18 protein-coding genes and 1 other annotated feature are annotated in these 18,184 nt (G+C 28.5%); of the genes, 6 read left to right on the forward strand and 12 right to left on the reverse strand.

The features are described from left to right. The first annotated feature begins 5 nt into the window (after positions 1 to 5). The 4 genes from spoVAC (at position 6) to CLSA_RS15870 (ending at position 2,187) form a co-directional block, all read left to right on the forward strand. Positions 6 to 485, forward strand: coding sequence for a stage V sporulation protein AC (gene spoVAC, locus CLSA_RS15855; RefSeq protein WP_022747411.1), 480 nt, complete (start codon positions 6 to 8; stop codon positions 483 to 485). Next, a complete protein-coding gene (spoVAD, locus tag CLSA_RS15860; protein ID WP_022747412.1) occupies positions 486 to 1,487 on the forward strand; it encodes a stage V sporulation protein AD in 1,002 nt (333 codons plus the stop codon). 19 nt (positions 1,488 to 1,506) lie between these two features. Continuing rightward, positions 1,507 to 1,860, forward strand: a complete 354-nt coding sequence (gene spoVAE, locus CLSA_RS15865; protein ID WP_022747413.1) for a stage V sporulation protein AE — start codon at positions 1,507 to 1,509, stop codon at positions 1,858 to 1,860. A 123-nt stretch (positions 1,861 to 1,983) separates the two neighbouring features. Further along, the gene (locus CLSA_RS15870; protein ID WP_022747414.1) at positions 1,984 to 2,187 is read left to right on the forward strand and encodes a DUF1657 domain-containing protein; all 204 of its coding nucleotides are present in this window, start codon (positions 1,984 to 1,986) and stop codon (positions 2,185 to 2,187) included. A 189-nt stretch (positions 2,188 to 2,376) separates the two neighbouring features. Here CLSA_RS15870 and CLSA_RS15875 read toward each other — a convergent pair whose 3' ends face one another. From CLSA_RS15875 to mntR, 7 genes are all read right to left on the reverse strand, one after another. After that, the gene (locus CLSA_RS15875; protein ID WP_041716301.1) at positions 2,377 to 2,745 is read right to left on the reverse strand and encodes a hypothetical protein; all 369 of its coding nucleotides are present in this window, start codon (positions 2,743 to 2,745) and stop codon (positions 2,377 to 2,379) included. 505 nt (positions 2,746 to 3,250) lie between these two features. Continuing rightward, positions 3,251 to 4,111: a YitT family protein gene (locus CLSA_RS15880; protein WP_022747416.1), complete on the reverse strand. Its 861-nt coding sequence runs from the start codon at positions 4,109 to 4,111 to the stop codon at positions 3,251 to 3,253. 905 nt (positions 4,112 to 5,016) lie between these two features. After that, positions 5,017 to 5,430, reverse strand: coding sequence for a bacteriohemerythrin (locus CLSA_RS15885; protein ID WP_022747417.1), 414 nt, complete (start codon positions 5,428 to 5,430; stop codon positions 5,017 to 5,019). A gap of 415 nt (positions 5,431 to 5,845) precedes the next feature. Beyond that, on the reverse strand, positions 5,846 to 6,892 hold the full coding sequence (locus CLSA_RS15890; protein ID WP_022747418.1) for a galactose ABC transporter substrate-binding protein: 1,047 nt from the start codon (positions 6,890 to 6,892) through the stop codon (positions 5,846 to 5,848). A 755-nt stretch (positions 6,893 to 7,647) separates the two neighbouring features. Continuing rightward, a complete protein-coding gene (locus CLSA_RS22605; protein ID WP_140395313.1) occupies positions 7,648 to 8,703 on the reverse strand; it encodes a DUF5050 domain-containing protein in 1,056 nt (351 codons plus the stop codon). Between the two features lie 173 nt (positions 8,704 to 8,876). After that, entirely contained in the window at positions 8,877 to 9,461 is a 585-nt protein-coding gene (locus tag CLSA_RS15900) for a phosphatase PAP2 family protein (RefSeq protein ID WP_022747420.1), read from the reverse strand. 261 nt (positions 9,462 to 9,722) lie between these two features. Next, positions 9,723 to 10,187 carry a transcriptional regulator MntR gene (gene mntR / locus CLSA_RS15905; protein ID WP_022747421.1) on the reverse strand — a complete coding sequence of 155 codons (465 nt, stop codon included), beginning with the start codon at positions 10,185 to 10,187 and terminating at the stop codon, positions 9,723 to 9,725. Positions 10,188 to 10,382: 195 nt separating this feature from the next. Here mntR and CLSA_RS15910 point away from each other — a divergent pair, with 195 nt between their 5' ends. Then, positions 10,383 to 11,681 (forward strand): Nramp family divalent metal transporter, encoded by a 1,299-nt coding sequence (locus tag CLSA_RS15910; protein WP_022747422.1) that lies wholly within the window; start codon positions 10,383 to 10,385, stop codon positions 11,679 to 11,681. A 32-nt stretch (positions 11,682 to 11,713) separates the two neighbouring features. Here CLSA_RS15910 and nhaA read toward each other — a convergent pair whose 3' ends face one another. Together nhaA and CLSA_RS15920 are read right to left on the reverse strand one after the other, a co-directional pair. Further along, on the reverse strand, positions 11,714 to 12,913 hold the full coding sequence (gene nhaA, locus CLSA_RS15915) for a Na+/H+ antiporter NhaA (RefSeq protein ID WP_022747423.1): 1,200 nt from the start codon (positions 12,911 to 12,913) through the stop codon (positions 11,714 to 11,716). Positions 12,914 to 13,029: 116 nt separating this feature from the next. Then, positions 13,030 to 13,087 (reverse strand) — a sequence feature (sodium ion sensor (DUF1646 type); this cis-regulatory element may regulate processes involved in with the transportation of sodium ions). 88 nt (positions 13,088 to 13,175) lie between these two features. Then, complete coding sequence (locus tag CLSA_RS15920) at positions 13,176 to 14,492, reverse strand: hemolysin family protein (protein WP_022747424.1); 1,317 nt, start codon at positions 14,490 to 14,492, stop codon at positions 13,176 to 13,178. Positions 14,493 to 15,060: 568 nt separating this feature from the next. On the opposite strand from CLSA_RS15920, the gene CLSA_RS15925 reads away from it, so the two are divergent. Next, a complete protein-coding gene (locus CLSA_RS15925) occupies positions 15,061 to 15,399 on the forward strand; it encodes a P-II family nitrogen regulator (RefSeq protein ID WP_022747425.1) in 339 nt (112 codons plus the stop codon). Positions 15,400 to 15,650: 251 nt separating this feature from the next. Here CLSA_RS15925 and CLSA_RS15930 read toward each other — a convergent pair whose 3' ends face one another. Genes CLSA_RS15930 through CLSA_RS15940 form a run of 3 tightly spaced genes read right to left on the reverse strand, consistent with a single transcriptional unit; the run spans position 15,651 to position 18,182 of the window. Then, positions 15,651 to 16,361, reverse strand: a complete 711-nt coding sequence (locus tag CLSA_RS15930) for an ABC transporter ATP-binding protein (RefSeq protein WP_022747426.1) — start codon at positions 16,359 to 16,361, stop codon at positions 15,651 to 15,653. After that, positions 16,354 to 17,124 carry an ABC transporter ATP-binding protein gene (locus CLSA_RS15935; protein ID WP_022747427.1) on the reverse strand — a complete coding sequence of 257 codons (771 nt, stop codon included), beginning with the start codon at positions 17,122 to 17,124 and terminating at the stop codon, positions 16,354 to 16,356. The genes CLSA_RS15930 and CLSA_RS15935 overlap by 8 nt, the downstream gene beginning before the upstream one ends. Then, positions 17,124 to 18,182 (reverse strand): branched-chain amino acid ABC transporter permease, encoded by a 1,059-nt coding sequence (locus CLSA_RS15940; protein ID WP_022747428.1) that lies wholly within the window; start codon positions 18,180 to 18,182, stop codon positions 17,124 to 17,126. The genes CLSA_RS15935 and CLSA_RS15940 overlap by 1 nt, the downstream gene beginning before the upstream one ends. Positions 18,183 to 18,184: the final 2 nt, after the last annotated feature.

Consider the following 18,184-nt stretch of genomic DNA (forward strand, 5'->3'; position numbering starts at 1 on the left):
AATAAATGTCAAATATGAAAAATAAAAAAATGACCAAAGCTCAACTTGAATACAATAAATTGGCAACTAGCATGGAGCCTAAAAGGCCTATTTTAAAAAATTGTATTAGAGCTTTTTTGGCTGGAGGCACTATATGTGCTATTGGTCAAATTCTACAATTCTTATTTATGAACTATTTTAACTTTAATGAAAAAACATCAGTCGGACCAACTTCAATAGTTTTAATTTTTGTTGCAGCTTTATCTACTGGACTTGGATTTTACGATCATATAAGCCAATGGGCTGGAGCTGGAACTGCTGTACCAATAACAGGTTTTGCAAATTCAATAGCCTCTGCTTCAATTGAGCATAAAACTGAAGGATTTGTACTTGGTGTAGCTGGAAATATGTTTACTCTTGCTGGTGCAGTTGTTGTTTATGGCATTTTTTCAGCTTTTGTAATTGCTACTATAAAAATGACAATAAAATGGCTGGGGGCGATGTAAATGCTTAAAGGACATCAATCATGGATTTTTAAATCTAAACCAACAATATTAGGTTCCGCTGCAGTTGGAGGTCCATTTGAAGCTAATGGTGCCTTAGCTGATGATTTCGATATCCTTCATGAAGATTTATGGCTTGGGCAGGATAGTTACGAAAAAGCAGAAAAAGTTCTCCTTGAGCACGCTTGTGAACGAGCAATACAAAAATCAAAAGTAAAAAAAGAAGATATAAACTTTTTTCTCAGTGGAGATTTAATGAATCAAATCATTTCTAGTAATTTTGCGGCAAGAACTTTAGGTATACCATTCTTAGGAGTCTTTGGAGCCTGCTCTAGTTCAATGGAAGGTTTAGCACTTGCCGCACAACTAATCGAAAGTAACAGTGCTAAATATACACTATCAGCTGCAAGCAGTCATAATGCAGCTGCAGAAAGGCAATTTAGATACCCAACTGATTATGGTGTGCAAAGACCACCTACTGCTCAATGGACAGTAACAGGAGCTGGTGCTGTGGTTCTAGGAGCACATGGTAATGGGCCTAAAGTAACTTCTGCTACCATTGGGAAAGTAGTTGACATGGGAATTTCAGACCCTTCTAATTTCGGAGCTGCCATGGCACCTGCTGCCGTAGATACAATTGAAGCTCATTTTAGAGATTTTAATATAAATGCTTCTCATTATGATCTTATTGCTACTGGAGATTTAGGAAAGCTAGGTCATGAACTTGCTAATACTTTATTAAAAAAACATGGCATAAAAATGCCGCATCGTATATTTACAGATTGTGGACTTTTAATATATAAAGATGAACAACACACTTTTTGCGGTGGTAGTGGTTGCGGATGTTCTGCAACTGTAACTTATGGGCATCTTTTAAATCGAATGCGAAAAGGAGAATTAAGCAGAATATTAGTTGTAGCAACAGGTGCTTTAATGTCTCCAATATCCTATCAACAAAAAGAAAGTATACCTTGTATCGCTCATGCTGTTTCTATAGAAATGTAAAAAAAGGATGATTTAACTTATGGAAAAAATTATTTTTGCATTTATAATAGGTGGTTTAATTTGTGTTATTGGCCAGCTTATAATGGATACATTAAAAATTACACCTGCTCATACAACTTGCACATTAGTAGTAGTCGGAGCAATCTTAGGTGGATTTGGTTTATATGACAAACTTGTCAAATTTGCTGGTGCTGGTGCATTTATACCTATAAGTAGTTTTGGAAACACTCTTGTAACAGCAGCATTAGATGGTGCTGAAGAAACAGGGTTTATAGGAATATTTACTGGTATGTTAAAAACAGTAAGTCCAGGTGTTTCTGCGGCAGTAACCTTTGGCTTTATTGCTGCAATGATATTTAAACCAAAAGGTTAAACATATAAGGCACATTCAAAATAATAACAAGTCAATTTGCCATACATCTTTTCATGTGCCTGAACCAAACTAAGAATTTATTAATATAATTGATAAAGATACCTTTGAAGGGAGGTGAAAAATATGACAGTAGGAACTCAAATGCAAAAAGCAATTGCCGGAATCCAAAGTGCAGCTGCTACAATGAAAACTTTCTCTCTAGAAACTGAAGATCAACAAGCAAAAGCTGATTTCAAACAAATAGCTGAACAACTTGATTGTTCACTAGAAGTATTAAAAGGAAGACAAAAATATATTGAGGAACAAGAACCTCAATATAAATCTTGATAATTTATATTTGCAATAAAAAATATTAATAATAAATTTGTAAAGAAATTATTATAGTATTTAATGAGAAATATAGGATATTATTCTTTTTGAATAATATCCTATATTTGTTAATATCAAAGATCTTATTATACAAAACAATACATTAAATTATAAAGATTAATGTATCATTTATTCATTAAGCACCTATTAATAAGGATAATAAGGATATGTTGGAGGTGCAATATAAGGTAATAATGAGAATGCAGCTAAAGTAGCAAGTGGAAAAGTTCTACGTCTAAACCTTCTATATCTTCTTCTTGGATAACCATAATTATAGCCATAATTATACCCATAAGGATTATATTGTCGTTGCTGATTAGATTCAGTTTCGTTTTCCGGTTCCATTACATCCTCTCCAGATAATACAGTAATGTTGTTTCCATCTACATCTTCAATAATTCCATCAAATATATTCCCGTCTGTCATAGTTAAAATAACGTGATAATATAAGTATTTTTTGCATTCATCTTGTACAGATTCAAGATCTCTGTAATAATCATTTTTTTCAAATTCCATTTTTGAATCAGCTCCTTTATATATCACGATATTCATTTATGTTGAAAATGATACTATATGTCCAATAATTCCTCTAAAAAAATTTTAGAAGAACTTAACTTATTTAAACTTAAAAAATAATAATATATTTCCATATTATATGACTAATATATACAAAAAATAGGCATAAATATTAATCACTTATATGTAAATTACTACTTACACCTATACAGTATTCTGAAGGTAATTAATATAAGATTTTTATCCTCAATAAGAAGCGTAGCAGACACTACTTATATTATCTGCTACATTAAATAAAAATGAAAACTTTTTTATATTTATATAATAATCTAGTTTTCTGTACATTACCTTAACAAATTATGTTTAAAGTACACAAATTATCTAAAAACCTTTTTTTAATATAGCTTAATTACAGTTTGACTTATTTTAGTTGCAACGCATTATTATCAAATCTGTAAACATAAATTTCAGTACCATTCATCATAATTCCTAGATTGTAAAGACATTAATGTATGGCTTTCTTTACATACCTCTTTCCAGTACCTTCAACACTCGAAATTGTAATTAATGCACCTTTATCAAAACCATGTACAATATTTTTAAGCTTTGCTATTTCAAGTCTTGATAGAACAACATATATAACATTTGTTTCATTTCCAGTATAAGCTCCTTTTGCATCTAATAACGTAATTCCTCTTCCAAGCCTAGACATTATTGCATCACTTATTTCCTTATTTTTTTCTGAGACAATAATTACTGCTTTTGATTCATCAAGACCTTGAACAACAACATCTATAGTCTTAAAAGCAATATAATATGCTAATAAAGAGTACATTGCCCTATCCCATCCAAATATGAAACCAGAGCTTCCTATTATGAAAAGATTGAAAAACATTACTATTTCTCCTATAGAAAATGCACTTCTTTTTTCCAACATTATAGCAACTATTTCAGTTCCATCTAATGAACCACCATTTCTTATAATCAATCCTACTCCTGCACCCATCGCAATTCCACCAAATATTGTTGCTAGAAGTATATCTTGTGTTACTCCAGGAACTGGATTTAGAAATGTTACACCAATCGATAAACATATTAATGAAAATATTGTTGAAAGAGCAAATGTCTTTCCAATTTGCCTGTAGCCTATAATAATAAAAGGCAAATTAAATATAACAAGAAACATTCCTAGTTTGCCTTTTGTTATATGGCTTGCCATAATAGATATACCTGTCATTCCTCCATCAATTATGTTATTAGGTATTAAAAACGTCTCAAGCCCTATAGATACTAAAATTGAACCTAATATTAAAAAAATTATTCTACTGACCGTGGAAAAAATATTGTTATCTTTTTTCTTTTTCATATCATATCCTCCTTGTATAATAAATTATTTCAGCAAAGTGACTAAGCCACTTTTCTTATTGGCATATAAATTTATTCAGCATTTTTGTATTAAAACTAAACATATAAGCTTGTATCATATTTAGTTAATCGAGAATCAATAATAATTAAATAAAATATTATTGTTTTCAATTGAATTTTAAATTTTTTTACCTTTCTAACCTCTATTTAATTAGAATTATTTATCATTTAATTAAAATTATATTTTTACTTAATTTGTTAGATGTATATTCTAAATTAAAATAGTTGAGTAAAATACTCATATATAATCAAGCAAAAATATATATTTAAGTTCATATATTAATAATACAGGAAATAACCGAACATTTCAAATTACTTGAATTATAAGCTAATATCTATTGTTAATTATTTGTTATTTCCCTTGTATATAAACACAACTTGTAACTCATGGGATGTATTAGCAACTTAATTGAGAGATGTATATAGAGAAAGGTGTGAGAAAGTCTATTTCATAGAATAAATTATAGAAAAACTAATCGCTTAATATATTGCTTTCTAACCATTTGCTAGCTGAAAACTTTGCTTAATCACATTTTATTATAGATATTCAATTTATAAATAACACTTATGTTTTGAGTATATATCTAAAAGTAGAAATAGAGGGCATGCTTCTATGTAGCGTTACGTTAAAAAATTTTGATAGCTATGGCTTCTAAGATTGTAAGTTGTTCGACATATGCTTGTTCACAGCATATGCCGAACAACTTGAAATCTTAGAAGTATCTATCAAAATTTTCAGTAACCGAAACAAATGCATGACCTCTATTTCGGTTAGTTATTACATAAGTCTAAGTCTTGATTTGGATATCTATAGGATTAATTTTATTTTTATAAAATTTATTTTATCTATTTAATAGTTTTTAAGAACATTGCATATTTCCTATCTTCTAACATGATGTGACTACTAATCCATTGTGATAAGAAATCTATAATCTCTAATATTATTTTTCTTTGATTATCATCTATATCCTCTCTAGAAGATACTTGATTTATTTTGTATATATAGTATTCATGTTCTTCTTCTTGAGCGTGAACATGTTCATATTTATATTGTTTTAGCATATTTTCTTCATATTCAAAATGATATTTTGTATATTCTAAAAGTTCATCAAGTATTGTCATTATTTCATCGTATCTGTCGTATTCATCATCTATTATAGCAATCTCATATGCTCTTTTACCTATTTCCATAAGTTTTTTATGTTGTTTATCAATTTCTCCTATATTTAAATTATATCTTTCTTTCCATTCAAAAGCCATTTTATCGTCTCCCTTTATCAATAATAATTATTACTAAGTAAATATTATCATACAATACAAATTTATGCAATTATATTTACTCACCTTTCTCAAAAAATAAATAAAAGTGAAACTTGCTACTATTTAGATAGTTCAGATGTTATGCTAGCTAATACAACTGTGAATGAATATACTTTGGTTGCAAATGGAGCTTTAATAAGATAATAAGTAACAAATGTGCCCTAAACATATATGTGTTTAGAGCACATTTGTTACTGAAATTTTAATAAAATTATATAAAAAGAATGACTTACTTATCATAGTATGTCATTCTTTTTATGAATAATTATATTTAATAAGGAGTAAATAACTTTGTAAATATATTATATTACACATATTACACGACAAATATGTCAATTACATGGCTAACTTAAAATTATCCTAAGTATTCCTTATATGGTATCCGAACTGCAACTCCTGTTTGATCAAATTTATATTGTGTTCCATCAAGAGGTTCTCTCCCATAAAACAAATTCATCCCTATAAGATAAGATGCCTCTGCAATAGCTGATGGATCTTGGAGAACAGAACCTATCATTTCTCCTTTTTTTATTAATTCCTGAGCTTCTGGTATAGCATCTACTCCAACTACTGCTATTGTTTTTGTATCATCACCTTTATTATATCCATACTTTTGTAGCACTTCAATTGCTCCTATTGCCATTTCATCATTATTAGCAATTATTGCTTCAATTTTATTACCATAATATAAAAACAGTTGTTCAAAATTACTTTTGGCTATACTTCTCTCCCAATCACAAACAGATAGAGCAAGCTCTTGTGTTTTTATTCCATTATCATTAATCGTAGATACAGAATATTGTGTTCTTGCTATTGCTTCTTTATTATCACGCTGCCCCATTAACATAACATATTGTAGTATATTATCTCCATTCGTATCTATAGCAGCCTTATTCTTATTCCATGCATTAACTAAAATATTTCCTTGTAATATTCCTGCTTCTGGTGGATTTGTTCCTACATAATATGACTTTCCATATGATTGAATTGTTGAGATATTATATGGTTCTCTATTAAATAAAACTACTGGAATATTATATTCCTTTATCATATTAATAGGCTCTTCAGCTCTTTTTTCATCTACTACATTTAATAGTATAAAATCAACACTATTATTTTTTAGCAATGTACCAACAGTTTCATTTTGTACTGATTGGTCATTATTACCATCATAAAAAGTAAATTCAACTTTATCTGGATTATTTTTTTGAATTTCTTCAAGGCTTTGGCGGATTAAAGAAATAAAAACATCATCAAATCTATATAATAAAACTCCAACTCTAACTGGTTTCTGTAATTCATCTATTGTCTTAGCATAAATCTTATCATTATATAAAAATATCATAGTAACTATAATAATTATCGTCTCTATAAATACCAGCGTCTTTTTTAATAACCTCATTATAAGTTTAGCCTCCTTTTATCTCATAGTATTATTATTCTTATAAATATAAATACTTATTCAAGTATACATAAACAACTTAAAACTTATAGTTATGTGGTAATTTACCGAAATTAGGGATATGTTTTTGTTTCGGTTTCTAAGGAATTTTCATGGATTATTCTAAGAGCACAAGTTGCATCCAAAATGCTAGCCTCAAATTCAAGCTTTGAACTAGCATATTTGGAACAATACTCCAAAGGAAACTCGACTCACATTCGTTCACTGAGTAAGTTCAATTAACCAAATCATAGATTTGGAATTTCACTTAAGAATAAAACCATAAAAATTCCTAACGAAACACTTCACAAAAACATATCCCTAATTTCTAGTATAGATAATATCTTAAATTCAATAAACATATATATACTGTTAATTAATTGTAACTTAACTTATTCAAGAATTTTTAAATATCGGTATTATATGAGTATCAATCAAAATTTTCAGTAACCTAAACAAATGCATGACCTCTATTTCGGTTATCTATTACATAAATCTAAGTGTTGATGAGGCCACTAAAAAATATTACTAATTTAGATATATATGTATATTTTTTCAGGTCATTTATATCTAAAAAGTTGTTACAAGGCTATTAGAAGGCCTTCTGACACCTTACTTATTTTGCCAAATGATTTGTACAAAAAATATTGGGACTTTTTTAGTGGCCTCAGTGTTGATTTGGATATCTATAAACACTATAAAATATAAATTCCTATTTACGCTGGCAAGAATATGTAACCATTGTTAACATTAACTCCTTTTCTGGCAAATATTCCTTTGCTAGTTGGATAATATTCATTTACTTCATAATCAGAAATATCACTAAAATTTACTGATGGAGTTGATTGAGTTAAATCTACTGTCATTTTAGAAAGATGTCTATTATTAGTTACATTTATAAAATATATTGTTCCATTAAAAATTTTCATATCTTCTCCATTCATTATTGCTAACCTTTTTGTTGATAAATCAGTTAAATTTATTGAATAAAGATTATTATCGTCTGAAGAATTTATAGCTAATATCTGTCCTGAATAAGGTGCAAAACTATTTACCGAAAAATTAGATAGTTTTTGCTTTTGAGTTCCATCTGCATTTATTTTATATAAAGTTGATTTATCACTTTTATTTTCATAAAGAATAGTGTCTTCATCTACCAAATAGTTTCCAACATTATCAAAAGATATAATTTTATCTGAATTATTTGTTGTATCAAAAGCATGAAGTTTATTTCCGTCATTTTGATCTACAAAATATATAATATTATTTACAGTTATCATATTAGTAACTTTTCCTGAAGCTAAATTAGGTTTGTATGCTCTACTTGTTGTATCTATTGATGATAAAGTGCTGTTATTATTACCATCAGAAAAATAAGCTACATTATTTATTATTACTAATGAGCTAACTGGATAATTAAAAAAATCACTAACATTTGAAGTATTTATTACATTATTAGGATAAGGTTCTTTTAAAACAGACAGATTATTATTATCATCCCAATTTGGAAAAAATAATGAGCTTCCGTTTATTTGAAATAAGCTAGTATATATAGCTGAATCTTTTAACGAAAAAGCAGTATATCCATTTTTAAATGCTTCCTTGTCTAAATTAGAATCAGTACTTCCACCAGAAGTAGAATTACTATTTACAGTTATCTGTTTTGGAGTACTGTCATTTTGATTATTTGGGCTTGTAGATTGTGTAGCTCCACAACCCAACAAACTTGTACATAGCCCCAGAGACAATAATGATAATAAAACTTTTTTCAAAAATAACACCATCTTTCATTATATTCATGTTTACGATCAATTTCATATATTAATTTTATAAATTATAATAACTAATTGCTAAAACTTTTATAATACATATTATCGAACTAATCTTTTATTTTATAATAGCTAAGAAAAAATTACTAAAGCATTACGTTAAAAAATTTTGATATCTATACAACTGTAAAAACTAATTTTGAACATAATAATCCTACTACTAATCCAAGTATAATTCCTGCTATAACATCTGTAGGATAATGTACATGTAAGTATACCCTTGAAAAAGCAATTAAAAAAGCAATGCTTATAAAGATTAATTCATATTCTTTAAAAAATGTAGATAAAACAGTTGCTACTGCAAACGAAGATAAAGTATGTCCTGAAGGAAAAGAATAAGATATTGGTCTTTTTATCAAAAGTTTTATATTATCAAGTTTATTATAAGGTCTAAAACGCCTAACTAAATTTTTTATTATTACTTCTCCAATAATTGTACTAATGATTAATGTTATTATTACTATATTTCCAATTACTCTATATGGTTTATCTAGCAGCAACACAGTTGCCACTAGTATCCAAATCAAACCTAGGTTCCCTAATCTAGTTATAATAGGCATTAATATGTCTAAATATTTATTTTCTAAATACTTTTTTATTAAAAATAATATATATCTATCAATTTTGTTTATTTTTTTAGATATATTTAAATATGTAACTTTACTAAATATTATATTGATGAAATTTTTTAGAATTCTCATTAGTTGTTATTCCTCCACTTTTAGTTAAATTCTCCTTCTAATTAATATATTTTACATACTTCTACTTTTAACAATATCGCTTTCATACTATTACATCATTTTTTATTATGTGTTGCAAGTTATACTAAAAAAATTGCAACACAATCAATAAGCCTGTGCTGCAATTTCTTAGTTAAATTCATTTACAAATAAAAAATAGTCTTTGAACATTACTTTTATTTTCAATAAAAAATATTAAAAATAAATATAATTATATCATTTTTAAGAATTTCTATATGTCTTGAATTTATTAATGATATCAGGATTATTATTCATGAACTGCACAAAATCTTGAAAGCATTTAGTTGTTTCTTTACTTATAGTATGTTCAATTTTTTCTGTTTCATCTAATATTTCTGAATCAGAAACATCAAGTATTCTCAAAAAATTTTCTATAATATTATGACGGTTAAGAAGCACCTCTCCGAGTCTTTTACCATTCTCTTCAAGTATTATTATTCCATATTTCTCATACTTCAGAAGTTTCAATTCTGATAACTTCTGCACCATTTTTGTAGCAGAAGGTGGTTGAACATTTAGTGCGTTAGAAATCTCATGAATTCTAGTAAAGCCTGCTTTTAAGGATAATCTATATATCATTTCAAGGTAATCTTCCATAGACGCTGTAAGTGAATTATCTTCTTTTTTCATATATTCATTAAAAGTATAAAAATTATTTTTAATCATGCTCATACCTACTTTTAATTATAATTTGTTTACTAAATTATATGCTAATTTATCAAAAAAATTACTTGAATGGAACATTTAAAATATTATTACATAGTTTATAGTATAAAAAAATTTAGTCGTGGCTAAGAAAGTTAAGTTACAATAACTATTTTTATCCTATGAAAAGTAAAGTGAGAAAGGTGATGTATTATCTTGGAAAACGAAAGAAGTTTAAGAAATGCTGATGTATCTGTTCCCAGGCTTTTGCCTGAGAAAAAAGAATTAAGTTCTAATACAAGTAAACTAAGACAACTATCTAAATTTTTAGGACCAGCTTTTATTGTAAGTGTGGCATATGTAGATCCAGGCAATTTTGCAACTAACATTAGTGGTGGATCAAAATTTGGCTATTCACTAATTTGGGTTGTTTTATTCAGTAATTTAATGGCTATTTTTTTGCAAATAATGTCGGCAAAACTCGGAATAGCCACAGGACATAATCTTCCAGAAATGTGTGCTAAGGTATTTCCTAAAAACGCAAATTGGATATTTTGGATTGTTGCAGAGATAGGAGCTATGGCAACTGACCTAGCTGAATTTCTTGGAGGAACACTAGGATTATATTTATTATTTAATATACCAATGATATATGCAGGTCTTTTAACAGGATTAATAACATTTTTTATTTGCTATATGGAAAAGTACGGCCAAAAGGTTATTGAGATAATAATATCGATACTAGTAGCAATAATATGCATTGCATATACAATAGAATTGTTTCTTTCTAAACCAGATTGGGTTCAAGTTGGTGTTCATACAATAATTCCATCACTCCCTAATAATGATGCACTATTAATTGCTGTAGGAATGCTGGGTGCAACAGTTATGCCTCATGTAATATATTTGCATTCACAGTTAGTTCAGCATAGATGTACAGACTCATCAATTAAGGGAAAATTAAAGCATTTAAAAATGGAAAAAATTGATGTTTCAATTGCTATGAATATTGCTTTTATCGTAAATGCTGCAATGGTTGTAGTATCTGCTGCTGTATTTAATAAAAATGGATTGATAGTTGATACAATAGAACAGGCTCACACTTCCTTGCAACCATTATTAGGTTCATTATCGAGTGGTGCCTTTGGAATTGCATTACTCGCATCAGGGTTATCTTCTTCTGCTGTCGGAACAATAGCAGGACAAACCATTATGAAAGGATTTGTTAATATAAGCATTCCAGTAAACATTAGAAGACTTATAACAATGATGCCAGCACTATTTATAATTGCAATTGGAGTAAATCCAATGAATGTACTTGTTTTAAGCCAAGTAGCCTTAAGTTTTATCTTGCCATTTCCAATTATTCAGATGTTAATTATAGCAAAACGTAAAGACTTAATGGGTGCTTTAGTTAACAATGGCTTTGTAAGATTATTTGGTATTTTAATATCTGCTACAATAATATTATTGAATATACTTCTCTTATACCTAACATTTACAGGTAATGTTTGATATTCTTTAGAAAAGCTTCGAGTAAATACCTATTATCTCGAAGTCTTTCTAAATTCTAAGATTTTAAAAATTATTGAACCTACTATTGCAGCTAAAATAGAAGCAATCATAATACTTGTTTTAGCTAAAGACAATGTATCAATATCTGAAAAGGATAAAGACGATACAAATATTGACATAGTAAACCCAATACCACCAAGGACGCTAGCACCATATAAATGTTTTTTTGTAACTTTAGCTGGAAGTTTTGCAATTTTAAATTTTACCAATATATATGAAACTCCAAAAATACCTATCTGCTTACCTATAAATAACCCAAATATAATTCCCAAACTAACTGGAGAAAATATTGTTGTAGAAAAACTGTTAATATCAATCTCTATACCTGCATTTGCTAATGCGAATATTGGCATTATTACAAATGAAGACCATGGTGATAAAACATGTTCAAATCTACTTAAAATCGATTTATTAAACTCATTAGCATTTTTTCCAATAGGCAGAGTCATGCCAAGCAACACGCCTGCAATTGTTGAATGTATACCGGATTTCAAAAGACAAATCCATAATATAATTCCTAAAATTATATATACAGATTTATACCTTACATTAAATCTATTAGCCAATATAAGAATAAAAAGAATAAATAAGCCGCTAAAAAATGCACTCCAAATAATTTGATTCGTATAAAATATTGCAATTACAATGATGGCTCCCAAATCATCAACTATAGCCAAAGCTGTAAGAAATACAACAATTCCTTTAGGTGCTTTTTTACCTACTAATGAAAGTATTCCTAAAGCAAACGCTATATCTGTTGCCATTGGAATTCCCCATCCTGTAATAGTTACTTTTCCATAATTAAATAATGAATAAATAATTGCTGGTACAATCATCCCTCCTACTGCTGCAGATATAGGTAAAATAGTTCTTTTAAAAGATTTAAGTTCTCCAATCACCATTTCTCGTTTTATTTCCATCCCAACTACAAGAAAAAATATAGCCATAAGCCCATCGTTAATCCAATGAAGAACTGACATGGATAAAGAAAATTGCTTATATCCAATAGTTGCATAAGTATGAAGTATACCTTCATAACTTTCAGCAAAGCTTGAATTTGCAATTACTATTGCAATAATTGAGCAAATTAAAAGCACTATTCCACTGGAAGATTCATTTTTTAAAAAGTATATAAATGGATTTAAAATTTTGTTATAAATTCTATATTTCATATTTAACACTCCTCATATATTATTATTTGTAACACAAAAATTACTACTAAATTTATTTATATAATTTTCCCAATCATAAAAATTGACAATAAAAAAAAGGCAGAAAACCCAAATCGAGCTTCCCACCCCAGAAACTAACATTGCTTGAAAACAAATTATAACATTTGTCCAACCGTACATAATCATATTTATTTTATATTATACATTGTATCATATCCTACTAGAATAGTAAATATTATAATATATTCCACAGCTATTAATCTTAACTTTCATCACTCTCATCATTTTGAGGTAATTTTTTAATTAAAACTGTATTTATTCTTTTTCTGTCACATTCAGATATTATAAACTCATAATTCTCATATGTGACTTTATCATTAATTTTGGGATACGATTTTAAATGTGAATAAATCCATCCTCCAATAGTATCAATATTCTCACTATCCATCTCAATATCTAATAACTCGTTAATCTCTTCAACAAGAACTTTTCCATCTACAATATAATCTCCTTCTTCTAATTTCTTAATTTTTTCTACTTCTTCCTCATCAAATTCATCTTGAATTTCACCAACGATTTCTTCTAAAATATCCTCGATAGTCACTAATCCAAAAGTCCCTCCATATTCATCAATAATTATAGCCATTTGTGCTTTTTGTTTTTTAAACACCTTTAATAAAGCACTTATTGACATAGACTCTGGAACAAATTTTATCTCTCGTATAATGCTTTCTATATTTTCACTCTTACCTTCAATCTTTTGTTTATATAAATCTTTAATATGTACAAACCCAATAATATTATCCTTACTTTCCTTGCACACTGGATATCTAGTTAATTGTTCATTTAGTGCAAATTCTATTATTTCATCAAAAGAATCCTCTAGAAAAATACATGCCATATCAGTCCGTGGTATCATTATCTCTTTTGCAGTTTTTTCTGAAAAATCAAATATATTATCTACAAATGTTAATTCAGTTTTATCTATTAACCCATGTTTATAGCTTTCTTCGACTAATAACATTATTTCTTCATCTGTATGAGCTGCCTCATGCTCATCAACTTGGGAAATTCCAAATATTTTCAAAACCAAGTTCGTACTATGATTAAAAGTCCACATTATTGGATAAGTCACCTTATAAAACATAATTAAAGGTAATGCTGTATGCATAGCAATCTCTTCCGAACTTATAATAGCTAATGTTTTGGGTGCTAACTCTCCAAGTACAATATGAAAGCCTGTTATTATTGAGAATCCTACAACAAATGAAATTGAATGCAGTGCACTTTCTGATAAATTAAATAAACTTAAAAATGGTCGCAACATATCTGCAACCGCTGGTTCTCCTACCCATCCTAAGCCTAATGATGCTAATGTTATTCCTAGCTGACATGCCGATAAATATGAATTTAAATCTTTTATAACTCGTAAAGTATGTTTTGCACTTCTATTATCTTCAAGTACTAATGTCTCTATTCTTGATTTTCTTACTCTTACCATTGCAAATTCTGTTGCAACAAAAAAGCCATTCATAAATACAAGTAAAAATATAATTATTATGTTTAATAAAATCCTCACTTTGCTGGCCCCTTCCCAAGTCATCATATCTATTTTAAATAATCCTTATATCTAGTTAAGACACAATCCAAAAAATAACAGACCAGTATACATGCATATTTCGCGTCATAGTATGTCGGCAAATTCTACTAATATATCCGCTATAAACAGAATTCGCCTCCTTGTATAGTGAGTCATATGATACGAACTTTGGTCTATTATTTATTTTCATGTAGCTAATTTATATCATAATATACATTGCACCAAATTATATAATAATATACATTTTCAATTTTAAGCTCTGAAATTTTTCATAAATATGAAATTAACATTAATGTATACCCCCAGATTTACAACTAGTAACATCACCTGAACTTCATTATAATTATCCAGATATATGTAAACAAACTACGAATCAGATTTAAGCCTTCAAATATATTTCATACTAGAAAGTAAGGAGATTACTTTCAACAAGTTACCACATAAGTCTAAATCACAAGTTGTTTATCTATAATATAAAAATTAAATAATTGTTAGGGTTTAAAGATGATACCCAATCAATATACTATAGAGAAAGTGAGGTAATGGTATGAAGAAACTAGAAATTGTTATTAGAAACGAAAAGTTAGAAGATTTACAAAAAATCCTATATGACTGTAAAGCTAATGATATTATGATTTCTCATATTAGAGGGTATGACAATAAAAGAGGATATAAAACAATTTACAGAGGTGCAGAATATAATGTACATTTGCTTCCAAAAATAAAAGTTGAAATAGTTGTACCTTCAAATGTTGCTGATGTAATAATACAAAAAGTTTTAAAAGAAATCAGTACTGATAATTATGATGATGGTAAAATCTTTATTTACAATGTTGAAGATGTTATAATAATTAGAACTAGCGAACATGGAGAAGATGCATTATAAATAAACAGCTTTAGACTTAGAGTTATGTAGTAATTCACCGAAAGTAATGGGACTCTTGTTGCTCGATTGCTATAAAATAAGTCTGTGGATTTAGTCTTAAAGTTATATTAAATTAATCTTTCAGTCATTAACAATTATATATTTTTCTCACATAATAAAAACTGTAAAAGGATTCAAATGAATCTTTTTACAGTTTTTATTAAACTTATTTTTATATCATATATATTTTTTATAGACTGTTCTCAATATGCTTATAGTGATTCACCTAGATATGCTTTTTTGATTTCATCATTGCTAAGTAATTCTTTACCACTTCCACTTAATGTGATTCTTCCAGTCTCCATTATGTATCCTATGTCTGCTATTTTTAAAGCTGCATTTGCATTTTGTTCTATTAGTAGAACTGTCATTCCTTCTTCGTTGATTCTCTTTATTATTCCAAATAATTCTTTTACAACTATAGGTGCAAGTCCTAGAGAAGGTTCATCCATCATTATTAGCTTTGGTCTTGACATAAGTGCTCTTCCAATAGCAAGCATTTGCTGCTCTCCTCCTGAAAGCGTACCTGATAATTGCCAAGTTCTTTCTTTTAATCTTGGAAATAATGAATATACTTTTTCTAAATCTTCTTCAATTCCCTTAGTATCTTTTCTTGTATATGCACCTATTTTTAAATTTTCTAATACTGTAAGGTCGGCAAAAACTCTTCTTCCTTCTGGAACTAAAGCAATACCTTTCTTAACCATAAGTTCAGTATTAAGCTTTGTTAAGTCTGAACCTTCAAAATCTATACTTCCGCTTTTAGGTTTTACAAGACCTACTATAGATTTTAGTGTAGTACTTTTTCCTGCTCCGTTAGCACCAACTAAAGTTACTATCTTGCCGCTTGGTACTTCTAAACTTATACCTTTTAGTGCTTCTATACCACCATAAGCTACTACTAAATCATTAATTTTAATCATCTTCAGATACCCCCAAATATGCCTCTATAACCTTCTTATCATTTTGTATTTCAGAAGGCGTACCTTTAGCTATAGTAATTCCATATTCAAAAACTTGTATTTTATCTGATAAACTCATAACCATGTTCATATGATGTTCAATCATAAAAATAGTTAAATTAAATTTTTCTTTAATTTCTTTAACGAAAGCTGTAAGTTCATCTGTTTCTGTTGGATTCATACCAGCAGCTGGTTCGTCAAGAAGAAGAAGTTTTGGATTAGTTGCAAGCGCTCTTGCTATTTCCAGCTTTCTTTGCTTACCATAAGGAAGTGAACTTGCCTTTTCATCTTTTAAATCCTCAAGTCCTAATTCTCTTAAAAGTTCAAGAGACTTCTTAACCATTTCTTTTTCTTCTTTTCTATACTTAGGAAGCTTTAGCATTGCTTCAAAGCAATTTGATTTTATATGAACATGATTTGCAATGAGTACATTATCAAGTACAGTTAAATCTTTGAAAAGTCTTATATTTTGGAAAGTTCTTGCTATACCAGTTTGAGTTATTTTATCTTGTCTCATTCCAGTAATATCTATACCATCAAAAATCACTTTTCCTTTAGTAGGAGTATAAACATTTGTGATCATATTAAAAGCTGTAGTCTTACCTGCTCCATTCGGTCCGATTAGTGAAACTATCTCACCTTCATTTATTTCAAGGTTAAAGTCGCTAACTGCAGTAAGACCTCCAAATTGCATAGTTGCATTTTTTACACTTAATAATGCCATTATTTATTCCCCCCTTCTTCTAAAGGTTTTTTATTTGAACACTTAAATATTGATTTCCATGAAAATTCTTTTGTTCCCATTATTCCGTGTCTAAAGAATAATACTATTATCATAAGTAATATTGAGAATATAACCATTCTTAATCCTGGTATTCCAGTAAAGCTAAAGATACCAAAATCAAATTGTTTTTCCATATCTAAGAATCTTAAAACTTCTCCAAGTATTGTTACAATGAAAGCTGAAATAACTGTTCCTGTAACACTTCCCATACCACCGATAACTATTATAAGAAGTATATTAAATGTAAGACTGAATTTAAACATATTAGGATCTATAGTTCCCATTAAGTTTCCAAGTAGTCCTCCACCAACTCCAGCAAAGAAAGCACCTATAGCAAATCCTATAGCCTTATGTTTAAATAAGCTTATTCCCATACTTTCTGCTGCTATTTCATCTTCTCTTATAGCTTTTAAAGCTCTTCCATAAGAACTGTTTATAAATGACATTAAGATTATTATAGTTGCAATTGCTACTCCAAAACTCCAATATAAATTTGTTGTATGAGGAATACCTCTAAGTCCTAAAGCACCGTTAGTTAATCCTTGAATGTTAGTAATAACTATTCTTATGATTTCTGCAAAACCTAAAGTAACAATAGCTAGGTAGTCTCCTTTAAGTCTTAAAGCCGGAGCACCTATTAAAAATGCTATAAATGCTGATAAAAGTCCAGCAATTAATAATGCTACAATAAATGGTACTTGCAAATGATTAAATGGTGCAATTAATGGTTCCATAAAGAAATTTTGAGTTTTAACTTTTTCAGTCATTGTAAGTAACGCAGTTGTATAAGCACCTATTGCTATGAACCCTGCATGTCCTAATGAAAATAAACCTGTAAATCCATTTATTAAGTTTAAGCTTAATCCAAGAACTGTATATACTGCACATAAATTTAAAATTCTAATTTTATAAGAGTCTAAGCTGTTATTTGCAACAAATAAGAGTAAAAATACAATTGCAATAAGAGCTATATTCAAAAATTTATTTTTATTGTTCATTT

It is taken from the genome of Clostridium saccharobutylicum DSM 13864, from assembly GCF_000473995.1.
In the GTDB taxonomy this organism is placed as follows: domain Bacteria; phylum Bacillota; class Clostridia; order Clostridiales; family Clostridiaceae; genus Clostridium; species Clostridium saccharobutylicum.

Excerpts from the sequence above, each read along its gene's own strand:
- spoVAC (WP_022747411.1), top strand. The coding sequence starts at position 6 with ATGTCAAATATGAAAAATAAAAAAATGACCAAAGCTCAACTTGAATAC.
- spoVAD (WP_022747412.1), top strand. The coding sequence starts at position 486 with ATGCTTAAAGGACATCAATCATGGATTTTTAAATCTAAACCAACAATA.
- spoVAE (WP_022747413.1), top strand. The coding sequence starts at position 1,507 with ATGGAAAAAATTATTTTTGCATTTATAATAGGTGGTTTAATTTGTGTT.
- CLSA_RS15870 (WP_022747414.1), top strand. The coding sequence starts at position 1,984 with ATGACAGTAGGAACTCAAATGCAAAAAGCAATTGCCGGAATCCAAAGT.
- CLSA_RS15875 (WP_041716301.1), bottom strand. The coding sequence starts at position 2,745 with ATGGAATTTGAAAAAAATGATTATTACAGAGATCTTGAATCTGTACAA.
- CLSA_RS15880 (WP_022747416.1), bottom strand. The coding sequence starts at position 4,111 with ATGAAAAAGAAAAAAGATAACAATATTTTTTCCACGGTCAGTAGAATA.
- CLSA_RS15885 (WP_022747417.1), bottom strand. The coding sequence starts at position 5,430 with ATGGCTTTTGAATGGAAAGAAAGATATAATTTAAATATAGGAGAAATT.
- CLSA_RS15890 (WP_022747418.1), bottom strand. The coding sequence starts at position 6,892 with ATGAGGTTATTAAAAAAGACGCTGGTATTTATAGAGACGATAATTATT.
- CLSA_RS15900 (WP_022747420.1), bottom strand. The coding sequence starts at position 9,461 with ATGAGAATTCTAAAAAATTTCATCAATATAATATTTAGTAAAGTTACA.
- mntR (WP_022747421.1), bottom strand. The coding sequence starts at position 10,187 with ATGATTAAAAATAATTTTTATACTTTTAATGAATATATGAAAAAAGAA.
- nhaA (WP_022747423.1), bottom strand. The coding sequence starts at position 12,913 with ATGAAATATAGAATTTATAACAAAATTTTAAATCCATTTATATACTTT.
- CLSA_RS15925 (WP_022747425.1), top strand. The coding sequence starts at position 15,061 with ATGAAGAAACTAGAAATTGTTATTAGAAACGAAAAGTTAGAAGATTTA.
- CLSA_RS15930 (WP_022747426.1), bottom strand. The coding sequence starts at position 16,361 with ATGATTAAAATTAATGATTTAGTAGTAGCTTATGGTGGTATAGAAGCA.
- CLSA_RS15935 (WP_022747427.1), bottom strand. The coding sequence starts at position 17,124 with ATGGCATTATTAAGTGTAAAAAATGCAACTATGCAATTTGGAGGTCTT.
- CLSA_RS15940 (WP_022747428.1), bottom strand. The coding sequence starts at position 18,182 with ATGAACAATAAAAATAAATTTTTGAATATAGCTCTTATTGCAATTGTA.